This window comes from Arthrobacter woluwensis (assembly GCF_900105345.1).
GTDB lineage: Bacteria > Actinomycetota > Actinomycetes > Actinomycetales > Micrococcaceae > Arthrobacter_E > Arthrobacter_E woluwensis.
In genome coordinates this window covers 3,251,814-3,269,184 of the sequence record NZ_FNSN01000003.1, presented here as the reverse complement: position 1 = coordinate 3,269,184, position 17,371 = coordinate 3,251,814, and the positions used below count along the sequence as shown (strand labels likewise).

General features: G+C 62.9%; 32 protein-coding genes, 1 tRNA gene and 1 riboswitch. Of the genes, 6 read left to right on the top strand and 27 right to left on the bottom strand.

Features of this window, described 5'->3' with window-relative positions; translation table 11 throughout:
• Nucleotides 1-170 precede the first annotated feature (170 nt).
• From BLV63_RS18975 to BLV63_RS18685, 10 genes are all read right to left on the bottom strand, one after another.
• Nucleotides 171-485 carry a helix-turn-helix transcriptional regulator gene (locus tag BLV63_RS18975; protein ID WP_254780576.1) on the bottom strand — a complete coding sequence of 105 codons (315 nt, stop codon included), beginning with the start codon at nt 483-485 and terminating at the stop codon, nt 171-173.
• Nucleotides 486-739: 254 nt separating this feature from the next.
• Entirely contained in the window at nt 740-1,171 is a 432-nt protein-coding gene (locus tag BLV63_RS15475; protein ID WP_066217600.1) for a hypothetical protein, read from the bottom strand.
• Nucleotides 1,128-1,535 (bottom strand): hypothetical protein, encoded by a 408-nt coding sequence (locus tag BLV63_RS18410; protein WP_139244714.1) that lies wholly within the window; start codon nt 1,533-1,535, stop codon nt 1,128-1,130. The genes BLV63_RS15475 and BLV63_RS18410 overlap by 44 nt, the downstream gene beginning before the upstream one ends.
• 177 nt (nt 1,536-1,712) lie before the next feature.
• Nucleotides 1,713-2,006 carry a glutaredoxin domain-containing protein gene (locus tag BLV63_RS15465; RefSeq protein ID WP_066217597.1) on the bottom strand — a complete coding sequence of 98 codons (294 nt, stop codon included), beginning with the start codon at nt 2,004-2,006 and terminating at the stop codon, nt 1,713-1,715.
• A 93-nt stretch (nt 2,007-2,099) separates the two neighbouring features.
• A complete protein-coding gene (gene ssb / locus BLV63_RS15460) occupies nt 2,100-2,570 on the bottom strand; it encodes a single-stranded DNA-binding protein (RefSeq protein WP_066217594.1) in 471 nt (156 codons plus the stop codon).
• Entirely contained in the window at nt 2,560-3,093 is a 534-nt protein-coding gene (locus BLV63_RS15455) for a hypothetical protein (RefSeq protein WP_066217589.1), read from the bottom strand. Before BLV63_RS15455 ends, ssb begins: the two co-directional genes overlap by 11 nt.
• 2 nt (nt 3,094-3,095) lie before the next feature.
• A complete protein-coding gene (locus BLV63_RS15450) occupies nt 3,096-3,776 on the bottom strand; it encodes a lambda exonuclease family protein (protein ID WP_066217586.1) in 681 nt (226 codons plus the stop codon).
• Entirely contained in the window at nt 3,773-3,970 is a 198-nt protein-coding gene (locus BLV63_RS15445; RefSeq protein ID WP_066217583.1) for a hypothetical protein, read from the bottom strand. The genes BLV63_RS15450 and BLV63_RS15445 overlap by 4 nt, the downstream gene beginning before the upstream one ends.
• On the bottom strand, nt 3,967-4,173 hold the full coding sequence (locus BLV63_RS15440; RefSeq protein ID WP_074783851.1) for a hypothetical protein: 207 nt from the start codon (nt 4,171-4,173) through the stop codon (nt 3,967-3,969). The genes BLV63_RS15445 and BLV63_RS15440 overlap by 4 nt, the downstream gene beginning before the upstream one ends.
• Entirely contained in the window at nt 4,170-4,631 is a 462-nt protein-coding gene (locus BLV63_RS18685) for an HNH endonuclease signature motif containing protein (RefSeq protein WP_074783849.1), read from the bottom strand. The genes BLV63_RS15440 and BLV63_RS18685 overlap by 4 nt, the downstream gene beginning before the upstream one ends.
• A 122-nt stretch (nt 4,632-4,753) precedes the next feature.
• Between BLV63_RS18685 and BLV63_RS18405 the strand changes: the two genes are divergently transcribed.
• Nucleotides 4,754-5,104: a helix-turn-helix domain-containing protein gene (locus tag BLV63_RS18405; RefSeq protein WP_139244583.1), complete on the top strand. Its 351-nt coding sequence runs from the start codon at nt 4,754-4,756 to the stop codon at nt 5,102-5,104.
• Here the strand turns inward: BLV63_RS18405 and BLV63_RS15425 are convergent.
• Genes BLV63_RS15425 through BLV63_RS15400 form a run of 6 tightly spaced genes read right to left on the bottom strand, consistent with a single transcriptional unit; the run spans nt 5,101 to nt 6,841 of the window.
• On the bottom strand, nt 5,101-5,385 hold the full coding sequence (locus tag BLV63_RS15425) for a hypothetical protein (RefSeq protein WP_139244582.1): 285 nt from the start codon (nt 5,383-5,385) through the stop codon (nt 5,101-5,103). The genes BLV63_RS18405 and BLV63_RS15425 overlap by 4 nt on opposite strands.
• Nucleotides 5,382-5,750 (bottom strand): hypothetical protein, encoded by a 369-nt coding sequence (locus tag BLV63_RS15420; protein ID WP_066217371.1) that lies wholly within the window; start codon nt 5,748-5,750, stop codon nt 5,382-5,384. Before BLV63_RS15420 ends, BLV63_RS15425 begins: the two co-directional genes overlap by 4 nt.
• Complete coding sequence (locus tag BLV63_RS15415) at nt 5,737-5,961, bottom strand: hypothetical protein (protein ID WP_066217375.1); 225 nt, start codon at nt 5,959-5,961, stop codon at nt 5,737-5,739. Before BLV63_RS15415 ends, BLV63_RS15420 begins: the two co-directional genes overlap by 14 nt.
• Nucleotides 5,958-6,329 carry a hypothetical protein gene (locus BLV63_RS15410; RefSeq protein ID WP_066217377.1) on the bottom strand — a complete coding sequence of 124 codons (372 nt, stop codon included), beginning with the start codon at nt 6,327-6,329 and terminating at the stop codon, nt 5,958-5,960. The genes BLV63_RS15415 and BLV63_RS15410 overlap by 4 nt, the downstream gene beginning before the upstream one ends.
• Complete coding sequence (locus BLV63_RS15405; protein WP_066217379.1) at nt 6,322-6,579, bottom strand: hypothetical protein; 258 nt, start codon at nt 6,577-6,579, stop codon at nt 6,322-6,324. Before BLV63_RS15405 ends, BLV63_RS15410 begins: the two co-directional genes overlap by 8 nt.
• The gene (locus BLV63_RS15400; RefSeq protein WP_066217381.1) at nt 6,572-6,841 is read right to left on the bottom strand and encodes a hypothetical protein; all 270 of its coding nucleotides are present in this window, start codon (nt 6,839-6,841) and stop codon (nt 6,572-6,574) included. The genes BLV63_RS15405 and BLV63_RS15400 overlap by 8 nt, the downstream gene beginning before the upstream one ends.
• A gap of 54 nt (nt 6,842-6,895) precedes the next feature.
• Between BLV63_RS15400 and BLV63_RS15395 the strand changes: the two genes are divergently transcribed.
• Nucleotides 6,896-7,252, top strand: coding sequence for a hypothetical protein (locus BLV63_RS15395; RefSeq protein ID WP_139244581.1), 357 nt, complete (start codon nt 6,896-6,898; stop codon nt 7,250-7,252).
• 2 nt (nt 7,253-7,254) lie between these two features.
• On the opposite strand, the gene BLV63_RS15390 is transcribed toward BLV63_RS15395, so the two are convergent.
• The 10 genes from BLV63_RS15390 to BLV63_RS15350 form a co-directional block, all read right to left on the bottom strand.
• A complete protein-coding gene (locus BLV63_RS15390; RefSeq protein ID WP_066217385.1) occupies nt 7,255-7,440 on the bottom strand; it encodes a hypothetical protein in 186 nt (61 codons plus the stop codon).
• Complete coding sequence (locus tag BLV63_RS15385) at nt 7,433-7,654, bottom strand: hypothetical protein (RefSeq protein ID WP_066217387.1); 222 nt, start codon at nt 7,652-7,654, stop codon at nt 7,433-7,435. The genes BLV63_RS15390 and BLV63_RS15385 overlap by 8 nt, the downstream gene beginning before the upstream one ends.
• On the bottom strand, nt 7,651-8,034 hold the full coding sequence (locus tag BLV63_RS15380) for a hypothetical protein (protein WP_066217388.1): 384 nt from the start codon (nt 8,032-8,034) through the stop codon (nt 7,651-7,653). Before BLV63_RS15380 ends, BLV63_RS15385 begins: the two co-directional genes overlap by 4 nt.
• Nucleotides 8,034-8,300 (bottom strand): hypothetical protein, encoded by a 267-nt coding sequence (locus tag BLV63_RS15375; protein ID WP_066217389.1) that lies wholly within the window; start codon nt 8,298-8,300, stop codon nt 8,034-8,036. Before BLV63_RS15375 ends, BLV63_RS15380 begins: the two co-directional genes overlap by 1 nt.
• Entirely contained in the window at nt 8,293-8,742 is a 450-nt protein-coding gene (locus BLV63_RS15370) for a hypothetical protein (protein ID WP_066217391.1), read from the bottom strand. Before BLV63_RS15370 ends, BLV63_RS15375 begins: the two co-directional genes overlap by 8 nt.
• Before the next feature lie 45 nt (nt 8,743-8,787).
• Nucleotides 8,788-9,135: a hypothetical protein gene (locus BLV63_RS15365; RefSeq protein WP_066217393.1), complete on the bottom strand. Its 348-nt coding sequence runs from the start codon at nt 9,133-9,135 to the stop codon at nt 8,788-8,790.
• Between the two features lie 468 nt (nt 9,136-9,603).
• Nucleotides 9,604-9,813 carry a hypothetical protein gene (locus BLV63_RS15360; protein ID WP_066217395.1) on the bottom strand — a complete coding sequence of 70 codons (210 nt, stop codon included), beginning with the start codon at nt 9,811-9,813 and terminating at the stop codon, nt 9,604-9,606.
• A 91-nt stretch (nt 9,814-9,904) separates the two neighbouring features.
• Nucleotides 9,905-10,078, bottom strand: coding sequence for a helix-turn-helix domain-containing protein (locus tag BLV63_RS18400; RefSeq protein WP_139244580.1), 174 nt, complete (start codon nt 10,076-10,078; stop codon nt 9,905-9,907).
• A complete protein-coding gene (locus tag BLV63_RS15355; protein ID WP_066217397.1) occupies nt 10,078-10,914 on the bottom strand; it encodes a Rha family transcriptional regulator in 837 nt (278 codons plus the stop codon). The genes BLV63_RS18400 and BLV63_RS15355 overlap by 1 nt, the downstream gene beginning before the upstream one ends.
• 55 nt (nt 10,915-10,969) lie before the next feature.
• Nucleotides 10,970-11,206, bottom strand: coding sequence for a helix-turn-helix domain-containing protein (locus tag BLV63_RS15350; protein ID WP_082724328.1), 237 nt, complete (start codon nt 11,204-11,206; stop codon nt 10,970-10,972).
• 122 nt (nt 11,207-11,328) lie between these two features.
• On the opposite strand from BLV63_RS15350, the gene BLV63_RS15345 reads away from it, so the two are divergent.
• Both BLV63_RS15345 and BLV63_RS15340 read left to right on the top strand, forming a co-directional pair.
• Complete coding sequence (locus BLV63_RS15345) at nt 11,329-11,985, top strand: helix-turn-helix transcriptional regulator (protein WP_066217400.1); 657 nt, start codon at nt 11,329-11,331, stop codon at nt 11,983-11,985.
• On the top strand, nt 11,921-12,361 hold the full coding sequence (locus BLV63_RS15340) for an ImmA/IrrE family metallo-endopeptidase (protein WP_082724329.1): 441 nt from the start codon (nt 11,921-11,923) through the stop codon (nt 12,359-12,361). The genes BLV63_RS15345 and BLV63_RS15340 overlap by 65 nt, the downstream gene beginning before the upstream one ends.
• 5 nt (nt 12,362-12,366) lie before the next feature.
• On the opposite strand, the gene BLV63_RS15335 is transcribed toward BLV63_RS15340, so the two are convergent.
• The gene (locus BLV63_RS15335) at nt 12,367-13,575 is read right to left on the bottom strand and encodes a tyrosine-type recombinase/integrase (protein WP_066217402.1); all 1,209 of its coding nucleotides are present in this window, start codon (nt 13,573-13,575) and stop codon (nt 12,367-12,369) included.
• Nucleotides 13,576-13,657: 82 nt separating this feature from the next.
• Here BLV63_RS15335 and BLV63_RS15330 point away from each other — a divergent pair.
• Nucleotides 13,658-13,754: transfer RNA gene (locus tag BLV63_RS15330), tRNA-OTHER, on the top strand.
• Nucleotides 13,755-13,968: 214 nt separating this feature from the next.
• Nucleotides 13,969-14,146, top strand: a riboswitch (M-box (ykoK) riboswitch).
• A 381-nt stretch (nt 14,147-14,527) separates the two neighbouring features.
• The gene (gene mgtA / locus BLV63_RS15325; RefSeq protein WP_074784370.1) at nt 14,528-17,275 is read left to right on the top strand and encodes a magnesium-translocating P-type ATPase; all 2,748 of its coding nucleotides are present in this window, start codon (nt 14,528-14,530) and stop codon (nt 17,273-17,275) included.
• Nucleotides 17,276-17,371: the final 96 nt, after the last annotated feature.

Genomic DNA, 17,371 nt, shown 5'->3' with positions numbered 1-17,371 from the left:
AGGCCCAGACGGGCACCGTTCAAGCCGTCATCGTGGGCTCCAGTCAGGTTGACATAGTCAGTCGTGGTGCTTTTCCATGAGGGACATGAGTGATGGGACTGTCCAGGCTTGGCGGAGGTCGTGGAGGTGGTTGGCGAGGTTCACTGCCTGCCGCCGCGTGATCGGCATCATTAGCCCTCGTTCGCCTGGCGGCCAACTACCTCTGTCAGCCACGCTTCAACGTCGGCCTTCCTGTATCGAACGGCCCGAGTGCCGACTCGAATGAACGCCGGCCCGACGCCTCGGTATCGATCCTGCGCGAGCGACTGCACGCTCTTCCCCAACCAACTCGCTATCTCCTCGGCGGTCAGAAGTTCATCAAGCCCGCCAGTCTGAGTCGTGTGGCGCTTTACCTGGTTGCTGCCAAGCTCGGAGCGGAGCTCTTCGAGTTCTGCAATGAGCGCATCGATGCGGGCGACGATGTCGGAGTGGATCTTCGTGGTCATGGCTTGTCCTTTCGGATGATGGTTTCGGTCAGTCAGGGCGTCGCGGTCTCGCGCGTCACTATGGTGACGATCTGACTGAAAGTGATTGATCTCTTCTTTAGAACTTGAGTGGAGACTTAGGTGAGTTTCGCTACTTACGTAAGTAAGTACTCTTAACTCTGCGAGCTGTTTGCGACGGTTTTGCGACGGTTTTTGCTCGCAAACGGATCGCAAGTGCGATCGCATTTGCGAGGATTTTGCGACGGTTTGCGAGGCTACTTCGGTACCGTTTCGGGGTGCGTGACCCACTGTTCGCCCTTGTCAGCGGCGGTTTTGCAGTGGGTGCAGGCCCCGTCGAAGACGCGTTTGTTCTCGTGGTGTCTGACGTGGTTCCCGCGAGCCCCTGCGGAGGCCCTATTTTCGGTGAGGTTTTCGGGCTCCGTTTGGTGCTTCTCGTAGTCGTGGATTGCCCACTTCTGAGGGCCCTTCCTGTCGAGGAGGCCAGCGTCAACCAGCTCCTTGAACGGGGCCGCGCCACGCACTTTGCATGCCCGCTCAGCGAGCATCCCGCCACGCCCCTGCGCCTTCGCTTTCAGGATCAACTGGAGGTGGAGGAGCTGTGCCGAGTCGGTCAGGAACTCGATCTTCGGGTTGTCGAAGTAGTCAACGGAGACCTTCGCCCACAGCCGCTTGTCTGGGGCTGACATCCGCTCCTCCTTCCTGTTCTTGTCGTGCTGCCATGCGGTGGAGGGCTTCGAGTGCTTGTTGGGTGACGACGCCGTTGCCGCAGGCTTTGATCTGGTCGTTGGCGCTGATGTCCACGGCGGTGATCCAGCCGGCGGGTTGGCCCATCATCCACTCGGTGAAGGCGGGGTTGAGGCGATGCTTGCCGCGGCTGTTCGGTACGGTGGGCGGCGGCGAGGGCGTGCGCATGACGTTCTCCCACCGACGGATCGCGGGTGCGCGTTTGAGCCGATGGATGGTTTGAACGGCCTGGGCGAGTCGGGCGCGGGGGTCCATGCCGTCATGTGCGGGGGTTGCGGGGGGTTTGTTTCCGCGGTACTGGTACATGGTTCCTCCTTTCGCGGTCGACGTTGGCTGCTGCGAGGTCACCGACTGGGTCTGGGTGGTCGCGGGTTGCGCGGTGGTCGAGGTCTTCTTGCGCCTCGTACTCTTTGTGGTGGTCGCATTGGAAGCGGGTGAGGCAGACGCCGGTGTGGGAGCGGCAGAGGTGGCAGCAGCGATCCGTCATGCGGCGTCCTCGCGACCGGTGATGTGCTTCGCGATAAGGTCGGGACGGAACCCATACCAGTGCAGGTCTTCCTCAGGGGTGGATACGTAGAGGACGGGGGCCGCCATGTAGCCGAGGTTCTTGACGAAAAGGAATGCATAGGGATCTTCCGTGATGTCAACTCGTCCGTATACGACGCCAGCTTCGTCGAGGCGCTTTTTGGACAGGGTGCACTGCGAGCACTCGGGCTTCTCATAGATCACCACGGCGACACCGTCGCGGTCTTGAATTGTTCGAGGATCGTGAGTCATTTGTGAGTCCTGTGAGTTTGGGCGGGTGCTGTGCCGTTTGGGGTACAGCACCCGCTTTTGGGCATGAAAAAAGCCAGTCAGTGGGTGACTGGCTCAGAAGGGAGGTGCGGCGTCCCAGCCTTGGGGTTCGGTTGGTGGCTGGTTGGTGGACCGGTTCTGGCGGTTGTACTGGACGGCGTCGAACTCCTGCGATTCGGTCCCGCGCGGTTGCGCGTGGAAGACGAGATTCTTGCCGATGGCGATGACCCTGAGTTCGTCTACGGTCCGTTTCTCGCCTTCTTTGGTGGTGTAAGAGCGGGTCTCGATCTCGGCTTGCACGATGACGTTTGCTCCCTTGCGGAGGGTGTTGGCGACGTTCTCGGCGAGGGTTAGTTTGCCCTGGTTCCAGGCTGCACAACGCCAGAACTTCGTTTCGGAGTCTCGCCACTCGTTGCTGTTGCGGTCGAACTTGCGGGCAGTGACGGCGACCTTGAAGTTCGCGACGGCTGATCCGGAGGGGGTGAACCTGAGTTCCGGATCGTTGGTCAGGTTCCCGGTAACGGTGATGTTGGTTTCATTCGCCACGTGTTGCTACCTCCTTGATGTGTTCGAGTTCTTCGGGTGTTGCCCCTGCTGCTTGTGCGCGGGTCCAGAGGATGCGGAGTTCGTCGGGGTCGCCTGCGAGTTTGTCGGCCTCGGTAGCCCAGTCGGTTCGGGGCGCTTCGGTGAGGGGCTGGACTGTGAAGCTCTTGCGCTTTCCTCGGGTGACCGTCAGTGGGACGTGGACGGGCTTGTCGATGTGGGAGAGATGGCTGATTTCGATCCCTCTGACCGTGTCGCGTCCGAACTTGATGTCCGGGTTTCGGAAGAGGGTGATGCGCCGGCCGGGGAAGTCTGCGGTGTCTTTGCTCCATGCGAACGCCAGGACTCGCCGCATGCTCTTGGACGGTTTGTAGGGGCGGCCAGGTGCTTCGACGAGTTCGACGTTGACGGGTTGTTCAGCGTTGCCCTCGGTGACGGCGTGGATGGTGTACGTTCGTGGGCCGGCCATGAGGTCGTCGGCGTTGAGTTGGTCGGAGCGTGGTTCGATGCTCTTGGTGAGGTCCATGGTTAGATCTCCAGGTCTGCGAAGTGGTCGATTCGTGCGGTGGGCGGCATGTTCTTGGTTGCCTCGGTGTAGGTGGCGATGAGGGCTTCGGCGTTCTTCTCGAAGGTGAGTGCAGCCGCGATGATCGCGCTGAACCATTTCTCACTGGGGTAGACGCGCTTCACGAAAAGGGGCATGCCGCTGCAGAAGCTCACGTAGTCGCACCAGGAGCGGCGGGAGACGAGGAGCCCCGTCTGGATTTGGGCCATGTTCTCCGTGGGAACCTCACCGTTGGTGATGGTCTGGAGGTGCTTCTTCTGGCGGCGCGACTTTATCTCTATGAGCCCGTCTTCGCCTACGAGGCCGTCGGGTGAGAAGCCGAGCCGGATTCCCCAGTTGTCTAGGACCATGAATCCGACCTGTTCGACTGTGGTTGCTGACCACTGGGCGTATGAGTCTCGGGCGTACGGTTCGTCGAGCGTTCCCCTTTCCATGTCTGCTGTGACGTGGACGGGCTCTACGTAGCCGGTGATTCGTTCGGCGGCGAGGGTCGCTGTGAGTGCTCGCGCTGTGTCGTTGTTCGCGACTTTCACGCTGGTGGGTGTGATGAGTTGGCCGATGACTGAGGCGGTGAGGATGCCGCAGCGTGCTTGGAGCCATTCTTCGGAGCCTTGCTCGAGGTTGTTGTAGACGGTGAGGGTCATGGGGTGTCCTTGTCGAGTCCGAGCATTTGAAGGAGGTCGTCTGCGCCGTGTGCGATGCAGATCGCGGCCGCAGCAGCTTTCTCGTCGTCGGTGTTGTCGGCGGTGATGATGGTGCGGTCCTGGTAACCGACCGCGATGCCCTTGATGGGTGACGGGTTGATGGTGTGGTCGTAGCCCGCGTACTTCCGGGTCATGGCTTCACCCGCCCACGAGCAACATCCAGGGCGTGGATGGCTTCCCGATGTGTGTGAGCCAGGTGGACAGATTCTGGGTAGTTGAACTCCTTGTTCCAGAAGATGCGCTGAAGATCTGCTGCCAGCACGAACCAGTAGCCGCTCTTCTTGACGACACGGTCACGGTTGAGCCGCAGCCCAACCGGCCTGGGGTCCTTGCTCATTCGCCTTTCCTCCTGTCGGTTCCGTTGTGAGTAAAGAGTTGGTTCCGCATCTCGGTTGCGGCACGTGCGGCGGAGGCTATGTCGATGAATGCGCCGCAGTAGTAGACCTTGCCCCGGTGCTTCACCTGGGCTACAAATCGATTTCCTTTTGGGCTCACCCCCCGAACCCCCGTTCGAGAGTTGGCCTGTGCGCCTGCCCTGTTTTCCCCGTTCTGTTTGTTGGTCACTTCCCGAAGGTGGTCTGGGCGCACGCATGATGGGTTATGGCATACATGGTCGATCGCGAGGCCTGATGAGATGGGGCCGTAAAAAAGTTCGTAGGCAACTCGATGGGCGAGTTTCATACCTCCGTTGAAACGGAATTGTCCGTATCCGTGCTCGTTTCTGAATGCATTCCAGACCCAGCAGCTTTCGCTCTTGTCGACTTTCGACCAGAATCTGGCCTCATCCTGGGTCATGACTTGTCCTTTCTCATCTCGTCGGCGCGGTCGTTGTATCTGGTGTCCGCTTCGGCTTCCTCGGCGTCGCGGTCCCGGTCGTCGGGTTCGTCGTAGTAGCCCATTCGGTTCTCCTTCCGGGCATGAAAAAAGCACCCAGGAAGGGTGCTTGGTATGTTTTGGGGATGGTTGCTGATGTTCCTGAGCCGTGGTCGGGGTTGATGATGTCGGCAGGTTTTCGTTCGATGCGGGCGTTGGCTGTTGCTGCGGGCCTGTCGGGGCCGACGGTTGCCAGGTTGGTGAACGGGACGGGCACGTCATCGGCGGAGACGGTCAATGCTGTGGCGTCGGCGTTGGGTGTCCCGGTGCAGGATCTTCCCGGGGTTGGGGTGCGGGATGATTTCGGGGCTTACGTTCCGCCTGCTGAGTCGTCACGTTTGACGTTGCAGCAACGCCAGCTGATTGATGCGCTGATCAGGAACATGACCGCCTAGACGGCTTGGTCGTGGGTGGCGAAGCGGCGGATGGTCTGTGCGCGTTTGCTGTACGCCTCTGCGTCGCGGCTCCATCCGCCGTCTTCGAAGGCCGTGTGGGATGCGAGGAAGCACCAGGAGAAGTGCTCTGCCGCGAGTTCGGCGTCGGTGAGGTGCTTGGCCTTGCGCATCCCGTCAGCCCAGAGGAAGTGGACCGCGCGGGTAGTCGGCCAGGAGGCGGGGTGCGTGTAGACGTTGGCGATGTCGTCGCGCTTCCAGATGGTCACGGGCTCAATCATCATCGTTCCTGTAGGGGTGATGATGTTGTGATGGTTCTACCTCCACGGTTGCCGTCCTCATAGGTTGTGATCAGGTAGCGGTTGGTGTTGATGCAGTCGAGTTCTTCGCGGGTGAAGTGAACGGTTCCGCCAAGTTTGTCGAGCAGCGCCCACCCGAATTTGTTGGCCTCGGCGAGCCCAGCCCTCGCTTCCCTGAGTTGTCGTACGAGTTCTTTCACGACGTCGGGGCCGGTCCCCGCGATGAACATGGCGTCGGCTTCGGTGAGTCTGGGCCGCCCGTTCATGAGGGTGTTTGGCCCCCACCACTTCACGCCAGTATCGGCGGCGTTGCAGAGGGCTTCGATCCGGTCAAGATCAAGCACGGTCATGATGGTTCTCCATCTCCTTGCGTAGGCGGGCTTGGACCAACAGGAAGAGCGGGTCATTCCAAAGGATCTCCTGAACGATGTACCCGGACTGTTCAAGTTCGGCGAGAAGTTCATCCCGCCGTTCTCGGGTGAACCCATCGAACTTGAAGTACATATCCGGGCGAGTCGAGTCCCGGTAGATCGCCCTGACTGGAATCCAGTTGCCCATCATTCGCCCCCTTCCCAGGCGACGGTGACGCCGTTCGGGTTGAACTGCGCCAGGGTCTCGCTGGTGTAGTCACGTTCGTAGCCGATTCCCTGCCACCAGTCCTGCGCCTTCTTCTTGACGGGATCACCGAACCGGTCCAGCACCACGGATCGCACGGGCAGTTTGTCGAGTTCGTCGGCGTTCTCGATCACCCGGGGCCGACGTGCTTCGGCTCTCACGGATTCGAGCCATGCGTCGAACCGGGCTTGTTCCTCTTCGACCTCGGCGAAGTCCGCGTAGGCCAGCTCCGATGCCTCGGCCGACGTGAACATCGAGTCCACGAAGCGATCCCGCACGTAGTCGGTGGTCAGTTCGTCCCGCTCGTCAGTCATTCTTCTCGGCCTCCTTCAACTTCTCGGTGAGCCACGAGTACGCACCCCAGGCGTCGTCGCATGCCTCCTCGTAAACCTCTTCGGCTTCGTTGGCGAGTTCCTGGATGATGGCCCGGCGCACGGTGGGGTCCTGCGCGAAGTGCTTGGCCAGGTGCGGGATGGCGCGGTTGATTGCGGTGCGTGCTTCGTCCATGTCGCACCCGTAGTACTCGGCGACGTTGTCAACGGCGGCTTCGAGGTGGTCAGTCATCGGAGGCCTCCTCGTAGGTCTTGGCGAAGATGTCGGGCTTGCAGGGGTAGAACTCGTCGTTGACGCCCTTGACGATGAAGTCGCCCTTGCTGACCGTCATGTCGCCTTCGAGCGTGCTGATGACGAGGTGGTTGTCGCTGGGGCGGATGTATGCCGTTGGGCACCACTCGGTCACCTTCTTGGCGGTCGGCGTGTCGAGCGTGTGGACTTCGAAAGCTTCAACGACGAGTGGCTTCTTGCGGAACTTCTTGGGGGTGTTCATTGCGTTGTTCTCCTTGGTGTGTTTGTTGTCGGTCCCTGGTGGGATGGTGGTGTGGTGAGTGAGGATGTTGGGTTCCGGGACCCGAAGCCGTGGCGGTTGCCGGTTGTGGTGCCGGATGAGCTGGTGGATGAGCGGCTGGTGTACCGGCCTGTGCATGGTGTCGCGGTGTGGGCGACGTTGACGTTCGACGGTGGTGAGCCGGACAGGATCGTTGAGGGTTTCGCGGTCGCATGGACCCGGCAGTTCGTGCTCGTGCAGACCCGGTGGCAGCAGTCGTACTTCCTCGGGTCCCGGGAGTTCTGGCTGAACGCCGCCCAGGTGAAGCGCCGCGCCATCATCCCCAGCCGCCCCAACCGTGCACCCGAACAAGTCCACAACCGGCCTCAGAGAGGATGGCGACGGGTGGAGTAGACCTACTCACCCTCTCGATACGCCCGGAAGTTCATGGGGTCCCTGAGCTCGTCGATATAGAAGTCCACGCGCTCGCCCTCGCCGACCTTCACCAACCGGATGGCCTCCGCCTTGGAACTCGCCTCGACGGCCTCAGTGACGACGGCGACCTCGTTGAAGTTGACGTAGTAGAGCCTGCGCTCAGCCATGGTCGCGCGCCTCCTCCACGAGTTCTTCGACGGACCGAAGGCGCACCACCTGGGCGATGATCGTCGCGCCATCCGGGTCGGCCTCGGTCCACGCACCCGCATCGTTGATCTTCTTCGCCGCCGCGCCCGCCCGCTGGCGAGAGCGGAAGGGGCCGCAGGCGTCGACCACGAGACTGAGGTCCAGAAGGACAGCCACGATGTACTGCTCGCTCACGCCTTCACCTCCTGCCACGGAAGAACCAGGCGGGCGACGGCGACATCAACGAACCCGTGGTCAGCGCCTTGCCTCACGAACTCGCGGGACGTTGACTCGTGGCCCGTCATGTCCACTTCGGACGAGCCTTCCCATCGCACGCCCCATTCGGTGGTGGTGTGCTGGGCGATGGTCTCCATGACCACAGCGGCCTGATGCTTGCGGAGCCACGCCTTTGCAGTTGTTCGGAGGGGTGAGCCGCTATCTTCCTTGCAGCCAGTGCATCGATAGGTTGCCGCGTGACGCAGCGCTGCGACCACGGATTGGTGCCGTTCCAGTGCCTCGGTGATGGCGGTTTCCAGGGCGGGCGGGAAACCAGGGGTGGGGGTGGGAGCGGTCATCAGAAGTCGTCCTCTCCGAAAGCCATGTAGTCGTCATGGATGATGCCCCGCTCCTCAGCGGACTTGGGCCCGACGTTGTACTGGTCGTAGTAGCCAGTCTTGTTTCGGCGGCGGGCCTTGGCCTTCCCAGCTGCTGATCGGATGGGCCACTTCGCGATCCTGTGGCCGGTAGCCTCGTGCTCGCGGGCGGCGGGTTCTCCGATGAGTACCGGGTTGCATCCGACGACGGTGCACCGCCAGCGGTTTCGCTGGTTTCGCTCAGCCATGTTGGGTTTCCTTGTTGGTGTGGAGCCGGCGGACCTCACGCACGGCCTCGGCGGCGTTGAGGGCCTTTGCCTGGCTGTATTCGCCCCAGTGCTGCCACTCATCGGTGGCGCAGTCGGGGTCCATGGCGTTGAGGATCGCCAGCGCTTCTGCCTGGAGTTCGGCGGCCTCCGCCTCAGCGGCAGCCTGGGCATCGAGCATCCTGAAGTGATCGGTCAAGCGTTTAGCGGCCTCTTCCAGGTCACTACCAAATGCGACGGCCTCTACCTTCCCGGGGCCGGTGAGGATCGCCAGGGCGACACGGTGCGCCTGCTCAGGGGACTTGGGCGTGAAGGTCAGCTCTTCGCGGCCCTGGTTCAACTTGATCCTCAGCGCACCGCCTCCCACACGGAGGAAGCGGTCGCCGTCGCGGTTCTCGAACTCGGTGGGCTGGGTGGTGGTCATTGGTGGGTCTCCTTGGATACGACTGAGGCCCCGGTGTTCGGGGCCTCAGAGTCCTTCATTGCTGGTCCGATTTCTTGCACTGTTCCGCACATGGCGTTCAAAGTCCTCCACAGACATCGGCGATCCGGTGAAGTGAACCTCAGACCGTGAGGACTTTCGGTTCTTCATCTGCTCTGCGTGGTCGATCTGGCCTTTGATGTAGCCACGACCGAAGGCTTTCCGCTCGAGCTGCCACGCGAACACCGCCCAAAACACTGTCAGGCTGATGTACACGGCCGTCTCGCGCTCGCCACGGATCAATGCCATGACAGCGTAGATAGTCAGGATCAGAGCGGTGAGTAGGGCTGGCCAGTAAGTGTTGCTGAGCCAGCGGAATGCTCGTGCGAAGTTCATTTGTTCTCCTCAGTGTCGAATGGGTCAGTGGGTTCGGTGTACGGCCAGTGTTTCGGCGGCGGGAAGAGGAATGCTCCTGTGAACGCGCACCCGACGAGCAGGAACAGGGTGAGCAAGGAGTTGTAGGCGTTCATCGTGCATCACGCTCCCGAATCGCAGAACGAGTTAGCCGCCACTGCATCTCACGCCGCTTCTCACCACGCACCGAACCGGCAGGCTCGACCACACCCCGACGCACCAACTCCGCACACCGCGAACGAATCGACTGATCAGCCGGAAACGACTTCGACGGAACGCCACGCTCCACACACAGCCCACGCACCCTGAGAACCAGCTCACGATGCGTCACAGGACGATTCCGGGCCGTATACAACGCATCAGCAACCAACGACTCACACCAGCCGGTACGCACCCCAGCAGCCGCCTCATGCGACGTCGGAAGGTCACTCGTGCGGGAATACGCGGTCATCACACCACCGCCTCACGCTCGATGTTCCGGATCGCCAACTTCGGCGTCGGATCCGAATGCATGAACACCCGCTCCAACGTCTCGTCCGACAACCGATCCATCCGCTTCGACAACCGCAACGCCAAACGCTGCACCTTGCCCCGACTGATCGTGATCTCATGCTCAACGGCATACGCCGCAATCCGGTTCTCAAACCCGGTAGTAGACATAGCTGTCCCCTAAATCTCATCGTCCGTGGCGAACCTCGGAGCGGGAATAGTGATAGGTGATGCCCAGAGAGTGGGCGAGAAGGTGCGCCGGCTAGGCGTCTGTGAGGGTTTCGTACCAGGCTTCAAGATTGGTGTGCGAGATGCTGAGCTGCTTCCCCACGCGCTTCGCGGCGAGGTCTGATTTGGCGATGGCGTTGCGGATCTGCCATGCCGAGACTGCGAATTCCTCGGCCGCTTCCTCAACGGTGTAAGCGGTCTTCGCCATCAGGCACACTCCTTGCGCAGCCGCTCCTGGCGGTCGTTGTACTTCTCCTGCAGGGTCGGCAGAGCGTTTCGCAGGGAGCCATGCTCTGATGCCAAGCGCTCCACGAACTCGGTGATGGCCGCTGCCCCTGCGGGCGTGATCGTCAGGGTGAAGGCCACGCTGCCCTTGAAGAGGGGTGCATTCTCGTGAGCGGCCTTCCGGAAGAAGAAGGGCTTCTTCGTCGCGTACTCGCACCACTGGTACTCGGTGATGACCTTTCCCTTGGAGTTTCTGCGCCGCTGCTCCTGGCGATAGATCCAGCCAGCGAACTTCAGCGCGGCTCGAAGGTCGCCCTCCGAGACTTCCAGGTTCGATGCGACAGTCCTGAAGAGGTGGGTGTCGTTGTCGGCAACGAAACTGTCCACATACAGCACCTTCGGGGCGTCCTCGGCAACCTTGGCTTCCAGCGCCGAAGTCTTCGCTTCAGCCTCGAGAACCCACTTCGCAAGGTCGGCACGCGAAGGGAGGTTCCGCTGTGCGAGCTGCTGCGCCATGTCGAAGAACGCCTTCACCAGGGCTACCTTGAATTCGACGACTCGGCCAAGGTTTCGGCTGAGGGTCATGAGAAGTGTTGCCTGCGGTTCGTTCAGCATCGCGATCCGAACCGGTGCGTTGTTGTAGCCAGGTCGCGTTTCAAACGCGAGCTGCCCGAACTCTTCGAGCGCGGCCCTGTGTGTCTCGATGAGTTCCAGGACGTTCTTGTGCTGGACGCCTGTTCCCTCGGCGATCGTGGTGGATTCGACCCTAAGGCCGTCAGGGGTGTTGGTGATCTGGATGGGGGTGGTAATCTCGTTCATGAGATTCCTCTCTCTAGGTTTTCTCTAAGCCCTCAGCAATGGCAGTTGCTGGGGGCTAGTTCTTTGTCTGGAAGTCGGGGTAGCTGATGGCTTCCAGCGGGACTCGGAGGGCATCGGCGATCTTGCGCAGGGTTGCCGCAGACACGTCCCGGCTTCCGCTCTCAACATGCGTGAGCGATCCCCTGCTGATCCCGGCGCGCGCTGCGAGGTCCATGTGTCGGATGCCCGCCAGATCACGGATCACCCGTACCGCAGTGCCGTTGATCCGGCGTTTCATAGTGATGGGTTCCATGTATGCAACTGTAGGCGCATTCTTGTGCAACACGCAAGATACGCAACTGAAATTTTTCCCAACCTATGTAATTACTGGGCTCTAGCGTTGCGCAGTTGCGTCGAGTTGCCTAGACTGGATGCATGGAGATCACCTCAGAGCTACTGCGCTCAGCACGACACATCGCTGACTTGACTCAAGCCGAGCTTGCGAAGAGGGTCGGCATCTCACTGCGGACTGTCTCAAATTGGGAACGCGGGGAGGTCGCCATTCCGGACAGGAGCAAGGCAAAACTTGGGCAAGTGCTTGGGGATGCCTTGCGAAAGGCCGCGGGCGAAGATCCTGCGCCGAGACGTCGGACGTTCCAGAACCCAGAGCAGGAGATGGAGTACCGATCCATCCTGGACCGCCTCATGAGCATCGAACACGCAATCCACTTCGTGAACGAGCAGGCCGACGAGAAGGAGCGGATCGAGCCCGAACGCGGCAAGTCCGGATTCGCCCGAAAGACCGCGATCCTGCGCCTATTCACCGAGCGTGATCTAGCGCTCGAGCTTGTTCGAAGATCGTCCGAACGCGGCGAGCAGGCCACAAACTGGTCAACCGGCTACCTCGAGAGGAACGAGGAACGGCTTGCGGAGCTTCGATTGGTCGCAGAGGACCTGTATGGGCTCACGCTTCCGGATGGGCCGGATCCCGACTACGCAATTATGTCGGAGGAGGAGGCTATGAATTATGGCCTGGCCGCACACAAGGGGGACCCGAACATTGGACCAGAGGACCTTCCGGAAGAGCCCTAGCGATCTGGCGTGGGAGATGGGCGTACGTGTTCGCACTGCGCCTGTCCCGCCTCGCTGGTGGGGCGCATACGATCATGCTCGTCGCCTAATAACGCTCCGTCCTGGTCTGAGCCCCATCCAGAAGACCTGCACGCTCATGCACGAACTCGGGCACGCCCACTACGGGCACCAGGGCATCACCCCCAAGCAAGAGCTGCTAGCGAACCGATGGGCCGCCTACCGGCTAATCCAGTACGACGACCTGCGAGCGCTCGCCGGGTCGGGAATGCCCCTGCCCGAGGTCGCCGCGCACCTCGGGGTCATGCCAGAGGTCCTGCGGGTTTACCTGACGACTCTGAACTTCGCCGAGTTGGAAGGGCTGAAGCGCTCGGCGTGACGGGCTTAGTTCAGCTCGAGCAGGTCGCCCACCCGGGTAACCGCTTCCAGCTTCAACGTGTCCGATTCTCTCGTCCTGTAGGCCCGGGACTGGGCTCGTGTCGAATGGCCCACGATGTCCATGATCAGCGACTCGGGCACGTTCGCCTCGAAGAGCAGATCGATGAAGGTGTGGCGGGTGCCGTGCAGCTTCACGTCCTCCGGCAGGCCGGCGTCCCGCAGGAGCCGTTTCCATGCCTTGTAGGCAGTGTCTGGACGCCAAGGGTTCCCTGTGGTTGGGTGCAGGAAAACGAAGCCCTCTTTGCGATCACCGATGGCCAGGTTGATCAGTGCTTCGAGGACGGGCATCATCGGGACAGTTCGCCAGCCGGACGCTGTCTTCGGGCGAGTGAGATAGAGGTTTCCGCGAACGTGCCGGTGTTCCCAGTCGGCGGGTACCTCTGTGATGTGCGGAACGTCTTGGAGCTGCCACGAGAAGTCCATCGTGGACTTGAGGGCCCGGTCGATCTCGAGGCCGATGACTTCGCCTCGGCGAGCTCCACTCAGCAGGTAAGTTGCCCAGAGCGCTGCTTCTGCGTCAGTGAGTCCGTTGAGGTGGTTGAGAAGCTTGATCGCCTCAGCGGGTTCCAACGCCCGCTCAACGGTCTTTTTGATCTTGGGCCGGTCGGTGTCGTTGCAGGGGTTCCGGAAGATTCGGCGGCGCGTCACGGCCTCGCCGAGCGCCCCTGAGAGGACGTTGAACATGCCGCGCACGTAGGACTTGGAGTAGCGGGCGCAATCGTCGGGAAGCTCGGAAGCCTTCAGTCCTTGGAGCTTCGGATCCTTTGGGGCCTTCTCGACCATGCGAACGAGCTTGTGCACGTCGTCAGGTGTGATCTTGTCGAGCTTCTTCCGGCCAAGAACCGGCGTGATCCACTTTTCGTTGTACCGCTTGTAGTCGGCGAGGACGTTGGGTCGGACTCGGCTGGGCATGATTTCGTCCAGGTAGTAGGTCATCCATGCGGCGAGGGTGTCGGTTGCGGTCTGTACGGTTCCGTGGGCGCGGATCTCGGCTTGGAGGTCGCGGAGTTTCTCGATGACCTTGGCCTTGCTCTTGCTTGTCAGGGTCTTGCGCGGGCGGGTTCCGATGCCGTTGGGAACCTCGACGGTGACGCACCATAGGCCGTCGCTTGCTCGCTGGTAGATGCTTCCTTCGCCCTTGCCTCGCCGCGCCATGGGGCCTCCTTGTTTACTGTAGCCATTAACTGTAGCCAATGTATCGTTTTTGATGGCTAATGGTCACTCTTGGCCCACCATAGTCCCCTTGTTTTCCGGGGATTCTGAGCCATTCTATAGGCTACTCCGCCTGTCTTGTAAACAGGGGGTCGCCGGTTCGAATCCGGCAGGGGGCTCCACGTGAAGGCCCCCGGAATCCGCGCGATTCCGGGGGCCTTTGTTATGCGCTGAGTCCGCTGTCCAGGTGGTGAATCCGCTACATCTGATAGCTGATTCACCACCTGGACAGCGGACTCGGCGGGTGGGGCGGGACCAGCGTGGTCCGGCGCCTTGTCAGTGATCTCACAGTCGCCGGGAATTGCCATTCCCGGCGGACCGGCTTAGCCTGAAAAGGCAGCGCTTCGTTAGGCGAGGTTCCTGCACGAATACAGGCCACTGATCTGACGACGTCGAGAGACGCCCAAGGTTAGGACAGGTCCTCCCGGATTAAGGGTTGACTCAAAGTGGCTTCCGGTTGCCGAGGGCAGCGGATACGTCGTGCAGTGCCAAAGCTCTTACGTGGAGGCGACAACGGCACCACTGGAACATCCATGGCACGCGCCATGACCCTGTCCGGTCACGCCGGTCCACCAGCCCGGGACCACAGCGCCCGGGACCTCCCCGTTCGTGAGGCGCGCACGAGCATCACAGGAGGTGAGTCCCATGTCAGCGGACAGTTGCAGTCAACCCCGTCATATCCAGGGGACCGCCTCCGCGCGCCGCCTCCGCTCCTGAACCACTCCTGCCCACGGCAGCCCCGTCCACCGCACCGGTGACGGCGGGCGCCTGCCCGTGGCCCGCCGTCGTGCGCTTCAGGACGGGCACACCAGGAGCGGCCGAGCGCCGAGCCGGATCCCCTTGCCCCGCCGCCCGTCGGTCACCGTCCGGCCGTGCGGCAGCCAAGGAGTACCTCATGCTGACCTTCCTCACCCGCGGCGCCGAGCGCACCGCGTTCTCCGAGACCACCCGGCAGGCCACCGCCCGCCGCTCCACCGCACTGCTGGACGTCGCCCGGATGACCCCGGACGCGGCCCTGCGCCACCTGGGCAGCGCCCCCGAAGGCCTGACCGCCCACGACGTCCGCGAGCTGACGCAGCGCTTCGGCCCCAACGACATCCGTCACGACCGTCCGGCCCCGGCCGTGGTCCAGTTCGTGAAGGCGTTCGGGAACCCGTTTGTGCTAATCCTGCTGTTCCTGGCGGGCGTCCTGTTCATCACCGACGTCGTGATGGCGGATCCGGCCGACGGCCCCGACTACAAGGGCGTGCTGACCGTCTCCGTCATGGCGACCATCAGCGCCGTCCTCCGCTTCTGGCAGGAGTACCGTGCCGGGAACGCCGCCGAGAAGCTCCGCGCCATGGTGACCACCACCGCGGCCGTGACTCGGTGCGTGAGCGGCAAGCCGGTGAGCGGCGAGCGCGACATCCAGGGGATCGTCCCCGGGGACATCCTGACCCTGGCCGCGGGGGACATGCTCCCCGCGGATGTGCGCTTCCTCCGGACCAAGGACCTTCAGCTCAACCAGTCCATGCTGACGGGCGAGGCCATGCCCGTCGAGAAGAGCGCAGAGCCTCTGCCGCCGGCCGTGGCCGGGGCGGACGGTGACGCGTCCGACGACGTCGACCCTCTGAACGCCGACAACCTCGGCTTCATGGGCACGTCGGTGGTGTCCGGGTCGGGGACCGCCGTGGTCGTCGCCACCGGGAACCGCACCGCGTTCGGCTCCCTCGCCGCCTCCCTGTCCGGTACCCGCCCCGAGACCTCGTTCGACGTCGGCATCCGGAAGGTCAGCAGCACGCTGATCCGGTTCATGCTGATCATGGTGCCCACCGTGTTCGTCATCAACGGGCTGACCAAGGACTGGACCAGCGCGTTCCTGTTCGGCGTCACGACGGCCGTGGGCCTGACGCCGGAGATGCTGCCGCTGGTGGTGACCGCGAACCTCGCCAAGGGCGCGAATCTCATGGCGAAGCACCGGGTGATCGTCCGGCGCCTGAACTCCATCCAGAACCTGGGCGCCATGGACGTGCTCGCCACGGACAAGACCGGCACGCTGACCGAGGACCGGATCGTCCTGGAGCAGCACCTCGACAGCACGGGCCGCCCGAGCGAGCGGACCCTGCTCTCGGCCGCCGTCAACGCCCACTTCCAGACCGGCCTCCGCGGCCTGCTGGACCGGGCCATCCTCGACGCGGCCGGAGACGAGCTGCCCCGCCTCACGGGGGCGTTCACCCTCGTGGACGAGATGCCGTTCGACTTCGCCCGCCGCCGGCTCTCCGTGGTGGTCGAGGACCTGGACGGCCACACCGTGGTCACGAAAGGCGCGGTCGAAGAGGTCCTCTCGCTGTGCACCCACGAACTCGTGGGCCGGATGCCCGGGGGACGTGCGGCGCCGCTCGCCGAGGACCGCCGCCGGGAGATCGAAGAGCTGGTGGCCGCCCAGAACGCCCTCGGGCTGCGGGTCCTGGCCGTCGCGGTCCGGGAGATCCCCTTTGCCGCGGACGGGCCGCGGGCGGAGGAGGATCTGCCGCGGACCGAGTACACCGTGGATGACGAGCGGGACATGACGCTGCTCGGATTCCTCACCTTCCTGGACCCGCCGAAGGCGAGCGCCGGGCCCGCCCTGGCGAGCCTGGCCCGCAACGGCGTGGCCGTGAAGGTGATCACGGGTGACGGCGCGCTCGTGGCGCAGAAGGTCTGCGCCGACGTCGGGCTCGACACCGGCCACGTGGTCCTCGGCCAGGAGACCGAGGCCCTGGACCTGAAGCAGCTGGGTGAACTGGCGGAGCGCACCACGCTCTTCGCCAAGGTCAACCCCGCCCAGAAGGCCCGCATCCTCGAGGCCATGCGCGAGCACGGCCACACGGTCGGGTACCTGGGCGACGGCGTGAACGACGCCCCGGCGCTCCGCACCGCGGACGTCGGGATCTCGGTCGACACCGCGGTGGACATCGCCAAGGAGTCCGCGGACATCATCCTGCTCGATAAGGATCTGACGGTCCTGGAAGCCGGAGTGATCGAGGGCCGCAGGACATTCGTGAACACGATGAAGTACATCAAGATGACCGCGTCCAGCAATTTCGGCAACATGTTCAGCGTGCTCGTGGCCTCGGCCATGCTGCCGTTCCTGCCAATGATCCCCGTGGTGGCGCTCATCCAGGGGCTGGCCTACGACGTGTCCATGCTGACGCTCCCGTGGGACCGTGTGGACCGTCGGGAACTGAGCCGTCCCCGGGTCTGGGAGGCCGAGAGCCTGTCCCGGTTCATGACCCGCATCGGGCCGCTGTCCTCGATCTTCGACATCAGCACCTACGCCCTCATGTGGTTCGTGTTCGCGGCCAACACCCCCGAGCACGCCGCACTCTTCCAGTCCGGCTGGTTCGTGGAGTCGATCATCTCGCAGACCCTGATCGTGCATTTCCTGCGGACCCGGAGGGCGCCGTTCCTGCGCTCGCGGGCGAGCCTGCCCGTCCTGATCGCGACCCTGGCGGTCTGTGTGTTCGGACTGGTCCTGCCGTTCACCGGCTTCGGCGCGGGCCTCGGCCTGGTGCCGCTGCCGTGGACGTACTTCCCCTGGCTCGTGCTCACCCTGGCCGCGTACTGCGGCGTGGTCCAGCTGGCGAAGCGGCTCTTCATCCGCCGCTTCGGCGCCTGGATCTGAGCCCTCGCCACCCTCTCCGGAACGCACGACGACGGCGGCCGGCAGCGCGCCGAGCCGCCGGCCGCCGTCGTCGTGCGCTCCGCCGTCCCGCGGCCC